At 70.9% G+C, this 15,258-nt stretch carries 13 protein-coding genes; 4 read left to right on the top strand and 9 right to left on the bottom strand.

What is annotated here, in order from left to right:
• Positions 1-10 precede the first annotated feature (10 nt).
• Positions 11-634 (top strand): DUF998 domain-containing protein, encoded by a 624-nt coding sequence (locus ACQP0U_RS11170; protein WP_433318141.1) that lies wholly within the window; start codon positions 11-13, stop codon positions 632-634.
• A gap of 95 nt (positions 635-729) precedes the next feature.
• Here the strand turns inward: ACQP0U_RS11170 and ACQP0U_RS11165 are convergent, their stop codons facing one another.
• Positions 730-1,776, bottom strand: coding sequence for a S1 family peptidase (locus ACQP0U_RS11165; protein ID WP_433318139.1), 1,047 nt, complete (start codon positions 1,774-1,776; stop codon positions 730-732).
• Between the two features lie 380 nt (positions 1,777-2,156).
• Positions 2,157-2,633: a winged helix-turn-helix transcriptional regulator gene (locus tag ACQP0U_RS11160; protein ID WP_433318137.1), complete on the bottom strand. Its 477-nt coding sequence runs from the start codon at positions 2,631-2,633 to the stop codon at positions 2,157-2,159.
• Between the two features lie 55 nt (positions 2,634-2,688).
• On the opposite strand from ACQP0U_RS11160, the gene ACQP0U_RS11155 reads away from it, so the two are divergent.
• Positions 2,689-3,195: a PaaI family thioesterase gene (locus tag ACQP0U_RS11155; protein WP_433318136.1), complete on the top strand. Its 507-nt coding sequence runs from the start codon at positions 2,689-2,691 to the stop codon at positions 3,193-3,195.
• Positions 3,196-3,345: 150 nt separating this feature from the next.
• On the opposite strand, the gene ACQP0U_RS11150 is transcribed toward ACQP0U_RS11155, so the two are convergent.
• The 3 genes from ACQP0U_RS11150 to ACQP0U_RS11140 all read right to left on the bottom strand — a co-directional run bounded on the left by ACQP0U_RS11150 (position 3,346) and on the right by ACQP0U_RS11140 (position 6,470).
• Positions 3,346-4,287: an acyl-ACP desaturase gene (locus ACQP0U_RS11150; protein WP_433318134.1), complete on the bottom strand. Its 942-nt coding sequence runs from the start codon at positions 4,285-4,287 to the stop codon at positions 3,346-3,348.
• A 71-nt stretch (positions 4,288-4,358) separates the two neighbouring features.
• Positions 4,359-5,687, bottom strand: a complete 1,329-nt coding sequence (gene hisS, locus ACQP0U_RS11145) for a histidine--tRNA ligase (protein ID WP_433318132.1) — start codon at positions 5,685-5,687, stop codon at positions 4,359-4,361.
• A 72-nt stretch (positions 5,688-5,759) separates the two neighbouring features.
• On the bottom strand, positions 5,760-6,470 hold the full coding sequence (locus ACQP0U_RS11140) for an MBL fold metallo-hydrolase (RefSeq protein WP_433318130.1): 711 nt from the start codon (positions 6,468-6,470) through the stop codon (positions 5,760-5,762).
• Between the two features lie 270 nt (positions 6,471-6,740).
• On the opposite strand from ACQP0U_RS11140, the gene ACQP0U_RS11135 reads away from it, so the two are divergent.
• Both ACQP0U_RS11135 and ACQP0U_RS11130 read left to right on the top strand, forming a co-directional pair.
• Complete coding sequence (locus ACQP0U_RS11135) at positions 6,741-7,625, top strand: peptidylprolyl isomerase (RefSeq protein WP_433318128.1); 885 nt, start codon at positions 6,741-6,743, stop codon at positions 7,623-7,625.
• 59 nt (positions 7,626-7,684) lie between these two features.
• Complete coding sequence (locus tag ACQP0U_RS11130; RefSeq protein WP_433318126.1) at positions 7,685-8,527, top strand: peptidylprolyl isomerase; 843 nt, start codon at positions 7,685-7,687, stop codon at positions 8,525-8,527.
• 94 nt (positions 8,528-8,621) lie between these two features.
• Here ACQP0U_RS11130 and ACQP0U_RS11125 read toward each other — a convergent pair whose 3' ends face one another.
• The 4 genes from ACQP0U_RS11125 to secD all read right to left on the bottom strand — a co-directional run bounded on the left by ACQP0U_RS11125 (position 8,622) and on the right by secD (position 15,101).
• Positions 8,622-11,144 carry a RelA/SpoT family protein gene (locus tag ACQP0U_RS11125; protein WP_433318124.1) on the bottom strand — a complete coding sequence of 841 codons (2,523 nt, stop codon included), beginning with the start codon at positions 11,142-11,144 and terminating at the stop codon, positions 8,622-8,624.
• Positions 11,145-11,341: 197 nt separating this feature from the next.
• Positions 11,342-11,908: an adenine phosphoribosyltransferase gene (locus ACQP0U_RS11120; protein ID WP_433318122.1), complete on the bottom strand. Its 567-nt coding sequence runs from the start codon at positions 11,906-11,908 to the stop codon at positions 11,342-11,344.
• A gap of 78 nt (positions 11,909-11,986) precedes the next feature.
• The gene (gene secF / locus ACQP0U_RS11115; protein ID WP_433318120.1) at positions 11,987-13,186 is read right to left on the bottom strand and encodes a protein translocase subunit SecF; all 1,200 of its coding nucleotides are present in this window, start codon (positions 13,184-13,186) and stop codon (positions 11,987-11,989) included.
• 1 nt (position 13,187) lies between these two features.
• A complete protein-coding gene (gene secD / locus ACQP0U_RS11110) occupies positions 13,188-15,101 on the bottom strand; it encodes a protein translocase subunit SecD (protein ID WP_433318118.1) in 1,914 nt (637 codons plus the stop codon).
• Positions 15,102-15,258: the final 157 nt, after the last annotated feature.

The raw sequence follows: 15,258 nt of genomic DNA, 5'->3' as shown, positions 1-15,258 counted from the left end.
CCATCGCCCGATGTCCGCCGTTCCCCGTTGGGCCCTGCTGTCGGCAGGTGGCGCACCGTTGTTCCTCGTCGGCGGCTGGACAGTGGCGCAGGCCGCCCAGGCCGACGGATTCGACCCGGTGCGGCAGACCATCAGCGCGCTCGCCGCCACGGGGGCGGACCATCGCTGGATCATGACGATCGCGCTGGCCCTGCTGGCCCTCTGTCACCTGACGACCGCGCTCGGCCTGGTCAGCGCTGCGCCGGCGGGCCGAGGGCTGCTCGCGCTGGGCGGGTTGGCGACAGTTGTGGTGGCCGCGTTCCCGCAGAACCCGACCGGCGACTCGACGACGCACGCCGTGGCCGCCGGTGTGTCGTTCGGGGCGTTGGCCGTCTGGCCGGCCCTGGCGGTGCCCCGTCGAGCAGCGCCGTCCCGCGACCGGGAGCACCGCCACCCGTCGGCTCGCGTACGCGGGGTGGCGCTCGCGGCGGCGGCTGTCCTGCTCGGGCTGGTCGGCTGGTTCGCCGTCGAGTTCTTCAGCGACGGAGCATGGATCGGGCTGACGGAGCGGCTGGCGGCGGCCGCGGAGGCGGGCGTACCGCTCGCCGCCGTGCTGGTCTCCCGACGACGGCCGGGACCCTTCCAACCCGGCTGACCGCCGCCGCGTTCGCCGGTGTGGTTGGGTTTCGGCGGCCGTGCACGCGACGCGGGCCGCCGGAGTGTTCCGACGGCCCGCGACCGGTGCGTGGATCAGAAGACGCTGACGCCGTAGCGGCTGAGCGCCTCGGTGACCGGCTGGAAGAAGGTCGTACCACCGGTGCGGCAGTTGCCGCTACCACCGGAGGTCAGACCCAGGGCGGTGCCGCCGGCGAAGAGCGAGCCGCCGCTGTCGCCCGGCTCGGCGCAGACGTTGGTGCGGATCAGACCGGAGACCGAGCCCTCGGCGTAGTTCACCGTGGCGTTGGTCGCGTTGACCGTGCCGCTGCGCAGGCCGGTGGTGCTGCCGGAGCGCTGCACCGACTGGCCGACGGAGGCGTTACCGGCGCCGGTGATGTCGCGGAAGCTGCCGTTGTAGAGGGAGACGTTGCCGGCGGCGTTGGCCGAGTTGTTGTGCCGCACGATGCCGTAGTCGTTGCCCGGGAAGCTGGTGCCGGTACGGGTGCCGAGCAGCGCCGTCTGGGCGGAGTTCGAGTACCAGCTGGCCGAGATGTTGGTGCAGTGCCCGGCCGTCAGGAAGTAGTAGGTGCTGCCACTGCGCACGTTGAAGCCGAGCGAGCAACGCCCGCCCCCGCCGGCGTAGATGGCCTGGCCACCCGAGATCCGGGTGCTCAGCACGCCGGCCTCGGCCTCGACCCGGACCGCGCCGTTGGCCCGCGCGGCGGCGGCCTTGACCCGCTCCAGCTTGGCCCCGGTGACGGTGCTGTCGACGGAGACGACGACCTGGTTGGTGACCGGGTCGCTCCACCAGGCGGTGCCCGGGATCTTGGCGGAGCGCTCCAGGTCGGCCGTGGCCCGGTTGAGCTCGGCGGCACCGCGGGTGACGTAGCGGACAACGGCGCCGGCCTTGCTCGCCTTGCTGGCGGCGGCCGCGTCGGTCACCGTGACGACCGACTTGCCGCTGGCGTCGATGTACGAGCCGGCGGAGCGGTCGCCGAGTTCCGCGGAGATCGCGGCGGCGGTGTCGGGCGACGCGGCAGGGGCGGCCTGGGCGGGCGCGCCGATGAGCGAGCCGACGACCAGGGTTCCGGAAACGGCGACTGTGGCCGCAACACGGAATGAGGACCTCGTGGGTCGCATGTAACAAACCTCCTGGGCGGGGGAGCGGGTCTCGCCGGGGGCGGCTGACCCGAGGGCAACCCGGCCGATCTGGGGAAACTGGCCGGATGAGACTGAAGTATTCACATACTTAAGATCATTGACAAGGCTTGGATTCGCCCGGATTTGCCGATCTTGGACGGCCACACGGCCGCAACACCACTGACACGCTGGTGAACAGCCACCGTCACACCCGACCGACATCCGAACCACTGTGGCCGCGTACGATCATCGATGTGTTGCCGCGCTCGGCGACGCGCGCCGGGACGACACGGCGAGGGCCCCGCGCGCCAGAGGGCGGGGAGGGCGTCGGGCCAGAGGGTGCTGAGGGCGTCGGGCCAGAGGGTGCGGAGAGCGCCGCGTCAGGGGGTGCGGCGACGGGCGCCGGGACCCGGACTGGGCACCACGTCGCGTGGCCGACCCACGTCGTGCCCGTCGGCGCAGCGCAGTTCGGCGCGCACCTCGGCGCCGCAGTCGCGGTGCCTGACGCTGAGTGGCGGGCCCTGCGCGTCGGCGAGGTACCTGTCGCCCCACCCGAGGACGGCGACCAGCACCGGCCACAGATCCAGGCCCTTCTCCGTCAGTCGGTACTCGTGGCGCAGCCGACTGCCGGGCTCCCGGTACGGCTCGCGACTCAGCACGCCCTGCTCCACCAGGCTGGCGAGCCGGTTGGTCAGCACCTGGCGCGGAATGCCGGTGCGCACCCGCATGTCGTCGAAACGGCGTACGCCGGTGAACACCTCGCGGAGAACCACAAGCGTCCACCGCTCACCGAGGACCTCCATGGCGCGGGCGATTGTGCAGTTCTCCACTGACCAGTCCAGAGCCGCGGGTCGCATTCGCCCAGGCTAGATCTCGTTGACAGACTCAGCAACCTGCTGCCAGGCTGCGTCCATGACGCAGACGCAGGAACCAGTGCGCAGCCGCACCTTCACCTGGGCGGACCCGTCGGCCAACGCCGCCCAGGTCGGTCGACGTAGCGGTCTGGACATGGTCCGGGCGATGATTGCCGGCGAACTGGCCGCGCCGCCGGTGATGCACCTTCTCGACATGAACCGGATGGAAGCCGACGAGGGTCGGGTCGCCGTCTGGCTGACGCCGCAGGAGTTCCACTACAACCCGCTCGGCAGCGTCCACGGTGGCGTGCTCTCCACCCTACTGGACACCGCCGCGGGGTGCGCCGTGCACACCACCCTGCCCGCCGGCGTCGGCTACACCTCGCTGGACCTCAACGTGAAGTTCCTCCGCCCGGTCACAGTGGACAGCGGCACCCTGCGCTGTGAGGGCACGGTGCTGCAACGCGGCCGCCGCACGGCCCTGGCCGAGGCGCGCATCACCGACGCAGAAGCCCGCCTGATAGCCCACGCAACAAGCACCTGCCTGATGCTCCCCCTCCCCTAACCCAACCCAACCCCACCCCACCCTCCCGCCCACCGCTGTGTTGATCATGAAGTTATTGCCCCGACACGCCGACGCGAGTGGCAATAACTTCATGATCAACGGTCCGGGTGGGGGGTGGTGGGGAGGGGGTGGGTTGGGCGTGGGTGGGGTTTAGCGGAGGGCTAGGCGGGCGGCTCGGGCGTCGCGCTTCTCCTCGAAGCGGCTCGCGGCGCGGTCCAGGCCCTCCAGCTGGGTGGCGAGCTGCTCGCGGGCGGCTTCGCCGTCGGCGTTGAGGCCCGTCACGTTGAAGACGTCCCACTGACGCAGGACCGGCTGCAGCACCTCGTCGCGGTGCTGGCGCAGGTCGTAGATGCCGGCCAGGGCGATCGCCACCGACTTGCGGGCGAAGCCCTCGATGCCGCTACCCGGCATCTGGAAATCGGCGACCACGTCGGCGACGGCCCGCATTGCCTGGCTCGGGGCCAGCTCGAACGCGGCCGCCAGCAGGTTGCGGTAGAAGACCATGTGCAGGTTCTCGTCGGCGGCCACCCGGGCCAGCAGCGCCTCGCAGGCGGGGTCGCCGGTGGCCTTGCCGGTGTTGCGGTGCGAGATTCGGGTGGCCAGCTCCTGGAACGAGACGTACGCCAGTGAGTGCAGCACCTCGTCGCCGTGGGCGTTGGTGTAGCCCTCCGACATGTGCGTCATCCGGGCCCGCTCCAACGCCACCGGGTCGACCGCCCGGGTGACGGTCAGGTAGTCGCGGATCGCGACTCCGTGCCGCCCCTCCTCGGCGGTCCACCTGTGCACCCAGGTGCCCCACGCGCCGTCGCGGCCGAACAGGGTGGCGATCTCGTGGTGGTACGAGGGCAGGTTGTCCTCGGTCAGCAGGTTCACGATGAGCGCGGTGCGGGCCACGTCCGGGATGGTGGAGTCGGTAGGCGACCACGCCTCGCCGCCGAGCGGCCCGTCGAAGGTCCGCCCTTCGCTCCACGGCACGTACTCGTGGGGGAACCACTCCTTGGCGAGCGAGAGGTGGCGGTCCAGGTTGCGCGCGACCACCGGCTCCAATTCGACGAGCAGCGCGGTCTGGCTCACTGTGGTGCTGACGGTCACGAGAAACTCCCTACGGTGGCGTAACTTACGCTACCGTAGGTCGCCGCGGCCGATAGCGCCAGTGGGGACACTCAACCGACAGTCGGTTTGAGGTCCGCCGGCTGTGGCATCCACTCCTGGGCGCTGGCCGTGACCTGCTCACCAGAGCGGATGTCCTTCACCTCGTCCGGCGCTTCCTCGGCCCCGGGGAACCAGACGTACGGGATGCCACGCCGCTCGGCGTAGCGGATCTGCTTGCCGAACTTCGCCGCGCTCGGCGACACCTCGGTCGGCACCCCGCGCCGCCGCAACGCCTCGGCCACCCGGTTGCTGGCCGTACGCTGCTCCTCGCTGGTCACCGCGACGAGCACGGCGGTGGGCACCTCCCGCGAGACCGACAGCTCCCCCGCGCCGAAGAGCAGCCCGAGCAGCCGGGTCACGCCAATCGAGATCCCCACCCCCGGGTACGAGACAGCGCCGGCGCTGGCCAGGTTGTCGTACCGGCCGCCGGAGCAGATCGAGCCGAAGCGCTCGTAGCCGCGTAGCTGGGTCTCGTAGACGGTGCCCGTGTAGTAATCCAGGCCGCGGGCGATGCGCAGGTCCGCCACGCAGAGGCCGGGCGAGTGCTCGGCGGCGGTCTCCACCACCCGGACCAGCTCCTCGATGCCCTCGTCGAGCAGCGGGTCGCTGACCCCGAGCGCCCGGACGGCGTCGGCGAACGACGCGTCCGGGGCGGAGATCTCGGCCAGCGCCAGGCACGCCTTGGCCTGTGCCTCGCTCGCCCCGGCGGTCTGGGCCAGCAGCTCGGCCACCTTCGCCGGGCCGATCTTGTCGAGCTTGTCGACGGCGCGCAGCGTCGCCTCGGGGTCGGTCAGCCCGATGCCCCGGTAGAAACCCTCGCAGATCTTGCGGTTGTTGACCTGGATCGTCACCGGCGGGATCGGCAACGAGCGCAGCGCGTCGCCGATGACGAGGGGCATCTCCGCCTCGTGGTGCGGGGCCAGGGTGTCCCGGTCGACGATGTCGATGTCGGCCTGGACGAACTCCCGGTAGCGGCCCTCCTGCGGCCGCTCACCCCGCCACACCTTCTGGATCTGGTACCGGCGGAACGGGAAGCTCAGCTTGCCGGCGTTCTCCAGCACGTACCGGGCGAACGGCACGGTCAGGTCGAAGTGCAGGCCGAGCTGGTCGTCCGTACCGGCGCCCTCGGCGTCGGCGTGCAGCCGCCCGATCACGTAGACCTCCTTCGAGGTCTCACCCTTGCGCAGCAGCTGGTCCAGCGGCTCCACGGCGCGGGTCTCCAGCGGCGCGAACCCGTACAACTCGAAGGTGGCCCGGATCTTGTCGAGCACGAACTGCTCGATCATCCGCTGGCCGGGGGTCCACTCCGGGAAGCCGGAGATGGGCGTGGGCTTGCTCATCGGCGTACTCCTTGCGGTTCCGCGCCGGTGGCGCGGTGGTGTCGTGGGTCCGCGCGCGGCGCGGACAAAGATCTAGAGGCCCCGGGTGGGCGCGGCGGGCGACGTGCCAGCCACCTCGATGAGGTGCGGGTTGCTGGCGCGCTCGCGGCCGATGGTGGTGCTGGGGCCGTGGCCGGGCAGCACGACGGTGTCGTCGGCCAGCGGAAGGATCTTGTCGCGCAGGCTGGTGAGCATGGCCGGCATGCTCCCGCCGGGCAGGTCGGTGCGGCCGATCGACCCGGCGAAGAGGACGTCGCCGGAGAGGCACAGCTCGTCGGCCTCCCAGCTCGACCCCGCGCCCGGCAGCCGGAACAGCACCGACCCGCCGGTATGGCCCGGGGCATGGTCGACGGCGATCTCCAGGCCGGCGAGCGTGAGGGTGGCGCCGTCGGTCAGCTCCGCCACGTCCTCCGGCTCGGTGTAGCTGAGCCGGCCGCCGAAGAGCGACGTCAGGTCGGCCGAGAGGCCCTTGGCCGGGTCGGCGAGCATCTCCCGGTCACCGGGGTGCACGTACGCGGTGATGCCGCGCGCACCGCAGACCGGCGCGACCGAGAAGGTGTGGTCGAGGTGGCCGTGGGTGAGCAGCACGGCGGCCGGATGCAGGCGGTGCTCGGCGAGCAGCGCGTCGAGTTGGTCGAGCACCCCGATGCCGGGGTCGACCACCACGCACTGCTCCCCCGGCGCGGTGGCAACCACGTAGCAGTTGGTGCCGAAGGCGTCCGCGGGAAAGCCGGCCACGAGCACGGGCGCTGTCCTTTCCGTCGAGCAGCTGTCGTCCTGCACAGCAGCCTATCGGGCGCGCCGAGCGAGTTTGCCGCGTCCGTCCCACGCGCCCCGTACGGCACAGTGACAACCTCCGATAAGCGCTGCTCGGGACGGGGTGGACCTCGTACACCACATTCCCAGTCACTAGCCGTACACTCTGGCGGGCGTGTGGCGCGGCACACGTGACGCCCGGACGGGCCGGGGCGACCGGCCGCCGGCGACGACCAGGTAGAGGAAAGGGGAGCACGGGTGGCTTCCAGCAGGGACCGGCAGCGCAAACTGGCGCGGGCCAAGCTCGACCGGCAGTTGGTTCGCCGGGCCGCCGCTACACGGCGCCGACGGCAGATCCAGGCCGGTGTCGGCGCCGCTCTGATCCTCGTGCTGGTAGTGGCCGGCTCAGCCTGGGCGCTCGGGGCGTTCGACTCCGACCCGAAGCAGAACACGGCCGCGACGGACACCTGCCTCTGGACGCCGCAGGACGCGACGGCCAACACCAATCTCAAGGACGTCGGCACGCCGGCCACCAAGGATCTGCCCACCGACGGCACCCGGGCGATGACCGTGACCACCAACCAGGGCGCGCCGATCACCGCCGAGCTGAACCTGACCAACTCCCCGTGCGCGGCGGCGAGCGTCGCGCACCTGGCGAGCCGGTCGTTCTACGACAACACCAAGTGCCACGAGATCACCGCCGAGGGCGCGCTGCGCTGCGGCGACCCCAGCGGCACGGGTCTCGGTGGGCCCACCTACTCGTTCTACGACGAGGAGCTGCCGACCGTGCCGTCGGCGTCGCCGTCGGCCAGCCCGGCCCCCGGCCAGCCGCCGACGTACCCGAAGGGCACGGTGGCGATGGTCTCCAACCCGCCGGGCAGCAACGGCAGCCAGTTCCTGATCTTCTTCAAGGACTTCACCACCGCCGACCCGAAGTACCCGGTCATCGGCCGGGTGACCGGTGGACTGGACGTGGTGGAGAAGATCGGCGCCCTCCCGACCGTGGACAATGGGACCGGGGCGAAGGTCAAGCCCAGCACCGACGTGACGATCCAGAGCCTCACGGTCGGTGAGCCGGTCAGCGGCGCGGCACCGGCGCCGTCGGCCTCCGGCACCCCGGCCAGCAGCCCGAGCGCCGGCTGACCGGGCGCCACCACCCACCCAAGCGGCACTCAGCAGCACACAGCCAGGAGGAATCAGGCGTGACGTCCACCAGAGAACGGCAGCAAGCGGCGGCACGACGCGCCCGGCTCGAGAAGGAGATGGCCGAGCGCTCGGCCAAGGCCCGCAAGCGCCGGCAGACGACGGCGATCGTCAGCGCGGGTGCCGCGCTGGTGCTCGTGGTCGCCGGCACCGTCTGGCTGGCGGTGAGCCTCGGCGGTGACGACGACAAGCCCGACACCACCACTGCGGCGCCCGGCGCCTCCGAGTGCGTGTACAACGCGCTGCCCACCGAGCAGCGGCCCCCGCAGATCAAGGACGTGGGCGTGCCGAGCAACCAGCAGTCCGGCACCGGCGTGCAGACGATGACGATCGACACCAACCTCGGCCCGATCACCGCCAAGATCGACCGGTCGCTGGTGCCGTGCACGGCGGGCAGCTTCACCCACCTCGCCGAGAAGAACTTCTTCGACAACACCAAGTGCCACCGTCTCGTGACCGAGGGCATCAAGGTGCTGCAGTGCGGCGACCCCAGCGCCACCGGCAACGGCTGGCGGGACACCGACGGCCAGGGCGGCCCGAGCTACCGCCTGCCCGAGGAGAACCTGCCCACCGACAAGCGCCCGCCGTACCCGGAGGGTGTCATCGCGATGGCCAACTCCGGCCAGCCGGGCAGCACCGGCAGCCAGTTCTTCATCGTCTACGGCGATTCTCCGCTGGACCCGGCGTACACCGTGCTGGGGTCCATCACCGGCGGCCTGGACCTGGTGAAGGATGTGGCCAAGGCCGGCGACGACGGGGCGTTCGCCCAGCAGGCCGGCGGCGGCCACCCGAAGAAGGAGGTCATCATCAAGGACCTCACGATGAGCGCTCCGCAGGGCTGACGCCCGCGCAGACGACACAGCGCCCGCCGGCTGAGCCGGCGGGCGCTGTCGTGTTCGGGGTACGCGTCGGGCCCCGGAATCGGTCCGGTGGGCGTCAGGCCCCGGAGGTGACCCGGTAGGCGTCGAAGACGCCGTCGACCTTGCGGACCGTGGCCAGCAGGTGGCCCAGGTGCTTCGGGTCGGCCATCTCGAAGCTGAACCGGCTCACCGCCACCCGGTCGCGGGTGGTGGTGACGGTGGCGGAGAGGATGTTGACCCGCTCGTCGGAGAGCACCCGGGTGACGTCGGCCAGCAGCTTGTGCCGGTCCAGGGCCTCGACCTGGATGGCGACCAGGAACGTCGAGGCGGAGGTGAGCTTCCAACTCACCTCGACGACCCGCTCGCTCTGCGCGCGCAGGTCCTCGGCGTTGGCGCAGTCGTCGCGGTGCACGCTCACGCCGCCGGAGCGGGTGACGAAGCCGAACACCGAGTCCGGTGGGACCGGGGTGCAGCACCGGGCCAGCTTGATCCAGACGTCGCTGACGCCCCGGACCACCACGCCCGGGTCGCTGCTGCTCTGCCGGCTGCGCGGCGGCCGGGTGGCGACGGCGGTCTCGGCGATGTCCTCCGCCGCGCCCTCCTCGCCGCCGTACGCGGCCATCAGCTTCTGCACCACCGACTGCGCGGAGACCTGGCTGTCGCCGACCGCCGCGTAGAGCGAGGCCACGTCGGCCAGGTGCAGGTCCCGGGCGATCGACATGAGCGCGTCGGAGGTGAGCATCCGCTGCAGGGGCATGCCCTGCTTGCGCATCGCCTTGACGATCGCGTCCTTGCCGGCCTCGATCGCCTCCTCGCGCCGCTCCTTGTTGAAGTACTGGCGGATCTTCGTGCGGGCGCGCGGGCTCTTGACGAAGCCGAGCCAGTCCTGCGTCGGGCCGGCCGTCTCGGACTTCGACGTGAAGATCTCGATCACGTCGCCGTTGGACAGGGTCGACTCCAACGGCACCAACTTGCCGTTGACCCGCGCCCCGATGCACTTGTGCCCCACCTCGGTGTGCACCGCGTACGCGAAGTCCACAGGCGTCGACCCGGTCGGCAGCGGGATGACGTCACCCTTCGGGGTGAAGACGTACACCTCCTGGCTGGACAGGTCGAAGCGCAGCGCGTCCAGGAACTCGCTCGGGTCGGCCGCCTCGCGCTGCCAGTCGAGCAACTGCCGCAGCCAGGTCATCTCGTCGATGTGCGCCGGCGGGCCGACGATCTGGGTGCCCTTGTGCTCCTTGTACTTCCAGTGCGCGGCGATGCCGAACTCCGCGGTGCGGTGCATCGCGTACGTGCGGATCTGCATCTCCACCGGCTTGCCGGTGGGCCCGATGACCGTCGTGTGCAACGACTGGTACATGTTGAACTTGGGCATCGCGATGTAGTCCTTGAAGCGGCCCGGCACCGGCTGCCAGTTGGCGTGGATCACACCCAGCGCCGCGTAGCAGTCGCGAACCGTGTCGACAAGGATGCGCACGCCGACCAGGTCGTAGATGTCGTTGAAGTCGCGACCCCGCACGATCATCTTCTGGTAGATCGAGTAGAGGTGCTTCGGCCGCCCGGTGGTCTCCGCCTTGATCTTGGCGGCCTTCAGGTCGGTCTGCACCTTCTGCGTCACCTGCCGCAGCAGCGCCTCACGCTGCGGCTGGTGCTCCCCGATCAGCCGGTTGATCTCCTCGTAGCGCTTCGGGAACAGCGTGCCGAAGGACAGGTCCTCCAGCTCCCACTTGATCGTGTTCATACCGAGGCGGTGCGCCAGCGGCGCCAGGATCTCCAGCGTCTCCTTGGCCTTCTGCTCCTGCTTGGGGCGGGGCAGGAAGGTCAGGGTACGCATGTTGTGCAGCCGGTCGGCCAGCTTGATCACCAGCACCCGCGGGTCCTTGGCCATGGCCACGACCATCTTGCGGATCGTCTCGGCCTTGGCCGCGTCGCCCAGCTTGACCTTGTCCAGCTTGGTGACGCCGTCGACCAGCAGGGCGACCTCGCCACCGAAGTCGGCACGCATCTGGTCGAGGGTGTACTCGGTGTCCTCGATGGTGTCGTGCAGCAGCGCGGCCACAAGCGTGGTGGTGTCCATCCCCAGGTTGCCGAGGATCGTCGCCACCGCGAGCGGGTGGGTGATGTAGGGGTCACCGGACTTGCGGTACTGACCGGAGTGCCACCGCGCGGCCGTGTCGAAGGCGCGCTGGAGCAGCCGGGCGTCCGCCTTGGGGTGGTTGTCCCGGTGGCTGGCGATGAGCGGCTCGAGCACCTCGCTGACCTGAGAGGTCTGCCAGGGCGCGTTGAACCGGGCCAGCCGGGCCCGGACCCGCCGGCCGGTGGGCGCGTTGGACAGCCCGAAGCCACCACTGGGCGACGGATCGATGCCGGCGTCGGTCGGGAACGGCACCACGACGCCGTCGGCGCCGGGAGACGCCTCGGCGCTCGGCGGGCCGCTGGTCGGACGCACCGCGCTCGCGCCGGGAGCCCTGCCGGAGCCGTTGCCGGTGCCCGTCACCCGGGCCGGCGCGTCGCCTGTCCGGTCAGTCACCGAGCCGTCAGCGTCGCCTGTCGGGTGCACCGTGCCCTCCGCCGGAGGGACGACATCGTGGGACACCGGCCTCCTCACCGCTCGCCGGAAACACGCCGGCCGAACATCGGCCGACCTGGTCTCGCCCGCCGGACGGGTTACCGCCGGCGTCAGCAAAGGGCAATGCTACCCGCACGGACGGTCCCCTGCCGCTCCGCCGGACGGTCGGCGCCGGGTCCATCCGACGGGTCCGGGATCAAACGGTCAGCAGAGTACCGACCGGCTCAAACGGTCAGCAGGGCGTGGACGGGACGCGGTGCCAGTCGCTCACGCCCACCCAGGAAACCGAGCTCCAGCAGCACTGTGAAACCGGTGACGGTGCCGCCGGCCCGCTCGACCAGGTCCAGCGTCGCCTCGGCGGTGCCACCGGTGGCCAGCACGTCGTCGACCACCAGCACCCGGTGCCCGGCGGTGAAGGCGTCCTCGTGCACTTCGAGGGTGGCCTCGCCGTACTCCAACTCGTAGGAGACCGAGTGCGCCGGGCGGGGCAGCTTGCCGGCCTTGCGCACCGGCACCACGCCCACCCCGGTGGCGTACGCGATGGCCGCCGCGACGACGAACCCGCGCGCCTCGATGCCGACCACCACGTCGAAGGCGTCCCGCCCGTGGTACGAGACGATCCCGTCGATCACCTCACGGAAGACCTTGCCGTCGGCGAACAGTGGCATCAGGTCCTTGAACATGACGCCGGGCTTGGGGAAGTCGGGCACGTCCAGCACCCGACTGGCGACCAGTCGGGCGACCTCCGGGCCACTGTCCCCGCGCGCTGCGGCGCTGTGGGTCTCCGTCACGGCTGTTTCGCTCCCCTTCGACGACGAACGGCGTCCGGCAACAGCATGCCGGACGCCGTTCGGGTGTTTCCTGTCGGGTCAGCGCCGCTTGGCGCCACCCGGCCGGTTGCCGCCGCCACCCGGGCGACCGCCCCGGGCACCGGTCGGCCGCTTGCCCGCCGGCCGAGCGCCCACCTTGGGGGCGGCACCGGCCAGCGCGGCGGCGTCCTGGTCGACCGGCTCGTCGGTCGCGTCGGCCTGGGCTGCCGGACTCGCGGCAGCACCCTTACCGGTGACCTCGCCGCGGCTGACCGCGCCCCGCCGGGTCAGGACGCGCTTGTTGTGCGCCTGGATCCGCGGGTCGTAGTTCTTCAGCAGCGCCAGCAGCGGGGTGGCCACCAGGATGGACGTCAGGAACGCCACCGCCATACCGACGAACAGCACCAGACCGAGGTCCTTCAGCGTGCCGGCGCCGAGCAGGCCGGCACCGATGAAGAGCAGACCGCCGACCGGCAGCAGGGCGACGACGGAGGTGTTCAACGACCGCATCAGGCTCTGGTTGACGGCCAGGTTGGACGCCTCGCCGTACGTCTGGTTGTTGTTGGCGGTGATGCCCCGGGTGTTCTCCTGGACCTTGTCGAAGACCACCACCACGTCGTAGAGCGCGAAGCCCAGAATGGTGAGGAAGCCGATGATGGTCGACGGAGTGACCTCGAAGCCGACGAGCGAGTAGATGCCGGCGGTGAGGATCAGGTTCGTGATCAGCGAGGCGACAGCGGCGACGGCCATCCGCCACTCGAAGCGCAGGATCAGGTAGACCATCACCAGCGCGATGAAGATGACCAGACCGAGCACGGCCCGCTCGGTGACCTGGCTGCCCCACGCCTCACTGACCTGGTTGCCGCTGATCTGGTCGACGTTGATGCCGAGATCCTCGGCGATCTGCGCCTTGACCGCGGTGGCCTGCTCGACGGTGAGCTGCGGCGTGCGCAGCTCGTAGGAGTCGCCGCCCGGGCCGCCGACCTTCTGCGTGGTGGCCACCTCGACGCCGGTGTTCTCCGAGGCGAGGGCCGAGTTGACCTCCCGCTCGGCGTCGTCCAGGGTGCCGACGCTGGCCGGCACCTGGAACGAGTTGCCGCCGGCGAACTCGATGCCGAGGCTGAACCCACGGATCGAGAAGCTGAGGATCGCGATCAGGACCAGGACCCCGGCGACGCCGAACCAGAGCTTGCGCCGGCCGACGATGTTGAGACCGGCCTCGCCGTTGTAGAGGCGGCTCGCCAGACCGTTTTCAGCCATCTCAGGCCTCCTTGGCGCGCGGGTTGCGGGGCTGAGTCGGCTGGTTGCGGGCCGGGAGTGCCCGGCCCAGACCGCTGACCCGCGGGGACAGGAACGCCCGGGTCCGGGCGAACATCGTCATGATCGGGTGTCGGAAGAGGAACACCACCACCAGGTCCAGCACGGTGGCCAGCCCCAGCGCGAACGCGAAGCCCTTGACCGTGCCGACCGAGACCACGTAGAGCACCACAGCGGAGAGCAGGGTGATCGCGTTGGCCGAGATGATCGTGCGGCGCGCCCGGATCCAGGCGCGCGGCACCGCGCTACGCGGGCTGCGCCCCTCCCGGATCTCGTCTTTCAGTCGTTCGAAGTAGATGACGAACGAGTCCGCCGCCACACCGAGCGAGACGATCATGCCGGCGATGCCGGCGAGGGTGAGCGTGAAGCCGATCTGCCGGCCGAGCACCACCAACGCGCCGAAGACCAGCAGCGCGGAGAGGATGAGGCTCAGGAAGATCACCGAGCCGAGCAGCCGGTAGTAGAAGAACGCGTAGATGATGACCAGCAGCATGCCGATGCCGGCCGCGAGCAGACCGGCGCGCAGGTGGCTGGCACCCAGCGTGGCGGTGACGTTCTGCGCCTCCTGCTGCTCGAAGGTCACCGGCAGCGCGCCGTAGCGGAGCTGACCGGCGAGGGTGCTGGCGTCCTTCTGGGTGAAGGTGCCGGTGATCTGGGAGTTGCCGGTCAGCACGGCCTGGATCTCCGGGGAGGAGACGATCTCGTTGTCCAGCACGACGGCCACGCGGCACTTGCCGTCCTGGCCCAGCGCGGTGGCGTCGCAGGCCTGGCCCTCGTTGTTGAACGCCTCACGGGTCAGGGAGGTCCACTTGCCCTGGCCGTCGCCGGTGAAGTCCAGGCTGACGACCCAGGCGTTGGTCTGGTCGAGCACCGCGTCGGCGTCGGACACGTCGGTGCCCAGCACCTTGGCCTGGTCGAGCAGGTACTTCGACGCGCCGTCCTCGCAGGAGACCACCTGCTGCTTCGGGTCGGAGATCGACGCCGGGGGACGCTGGTCGAGCTGCGCACAGCCGATCGTCGGCACGTTGAACTGCATCTGCGCCGGCAGCACCGCGACCTCCTGGGGAGACAGCGTGCCGAACGGCTTGAGCTTCTCGGCCAGCGATGGGTCCGCGGTCAGGTCGGCCGGGGCCTGCAGCCCGTTGGCGGCCTGCCACGCGGCGGCGCCGACCTTCTGCTCGACGGCCTTGCGCTGCTGCTCGATGCTCGCCGGCACCGGCTCGGCGCTGGCGCTGGGCGCGGCGGCGCTCGGCGAGGCCGTGGCGGACGCGGAGGGCGTGGCGCTCGGCGACGCCGGGGCCATTCCACCCTGACCGCCGCTGGGCGACGAGGTCACCTTCGGCGAGGCGCTGCCCGTCGGGGTCGGGGTCGCGGCGCCGGACGGGGTCGCGCTGCCGGTCGGGGCGGCGCTGCCGGACGGGGCCGGAGTGGCGGCGGGCGGCGCCTCGGCCACACCACTGCCGGAGGCGGCCTTGAGCACCTTGCGGAAGCGCAGCTCGGCTGCCTCGCCCACGTCGTCGAGGTTCCGGTTCTCACCGGGCAGGGAGATGACGATGTTGCGGTTGCCCTCGGTGACCACCTCGGCCTCGGCCACGCCGAACGCGTTGACCCGGCTCTCGATGATCTCGCGGGCCTCCTCGAGGTTCTCCGCCGTCGGGGGCTTGCCGTCGACGCTGTTGGTCGCCTCCAGTGTCACCCGCGTGCCGCCGATGAGGTCCAGGCCGAGCTTGGGCTCGAGCCGGTCCTTCCAACTGCCGCTGGCTCCGGCGAAGAACACCAAAAGATAGAGGACCACGAAGATGAACCCGAGCACGGCGAGCTGCCGCCCGGGGCGCATCTGTCCCTGAGGTGGTGCCACGGCTGTCCTGTCTCCCTGTACGGTCGCGCCGCTGTCGCAGCGGCGGCGGTGTCGGGCCGGGGGTCCCGCCCGACGGGTCTGCCTTGAGCCGACGAAGATGCCGACACGAGGACCGGGCACCCCGGCGCGGAACGCCGACGGTCACGGGAACGTGCCG

The organism is Micromonospora sp. CA-269861 (genome assembly GCF_050948505.1).
GTDB lineage: Bacteria > Actinomycetota > Actinomycetes > Mycobacteriales > Micromonosporaceae > Micromonospora.
Note: the sequence above shows the minus strand (reverse complement) of the source record. Positions and strands in the feature narration are given on the sequence as shown.

Bases quoted from the DNA above. Each gene is read 5' to 3' on its own strand.
- ACQP0U_RS11170 (WP_433318141.1), top strand. From the start codon at position 11: ATGTCCGCCGTTCCCCGTTGGGCCCTGCTGTCGGCAGGTGGCGCACCG.
- ACQP0U_RS11165 (WP_433318139.1), bottom strand. From the start codon at position 1,776: ATGCGACCCACGAGGTCCTCATTCCGTGTTGCGGCCACAGTCGCCGTT.
- ACQP0U_RS11160 (WP_433318137.1), bottom strand. From the start codon at position 2,633: ATGCGACCCGCGGCTCTGGACTGGTCAGTGGAGAACTGCACAATCGCC.
- ACQP0U_RS11155 (WP_433318136.1), top strand. From the start codon at position 2,689: ATGACGCAGACGCAGGAACCAGTGCGCAGCCGCACCTTCACCTGGGCG.
- hisS (WP_433318132.1), bottom strand. From the start codon at position 5,687: ATGAGCAAGCCCACGCCCATCTCCGGCTTCCCGGAGTGGACCCCCGGC.
- secF (WP_433318120.1), bottom strand. From the start codon at position 13,186: ATGGCTGAAAACGGTCTGGCGAGCCGCCTCTACAACGGCGAGGCCGGT.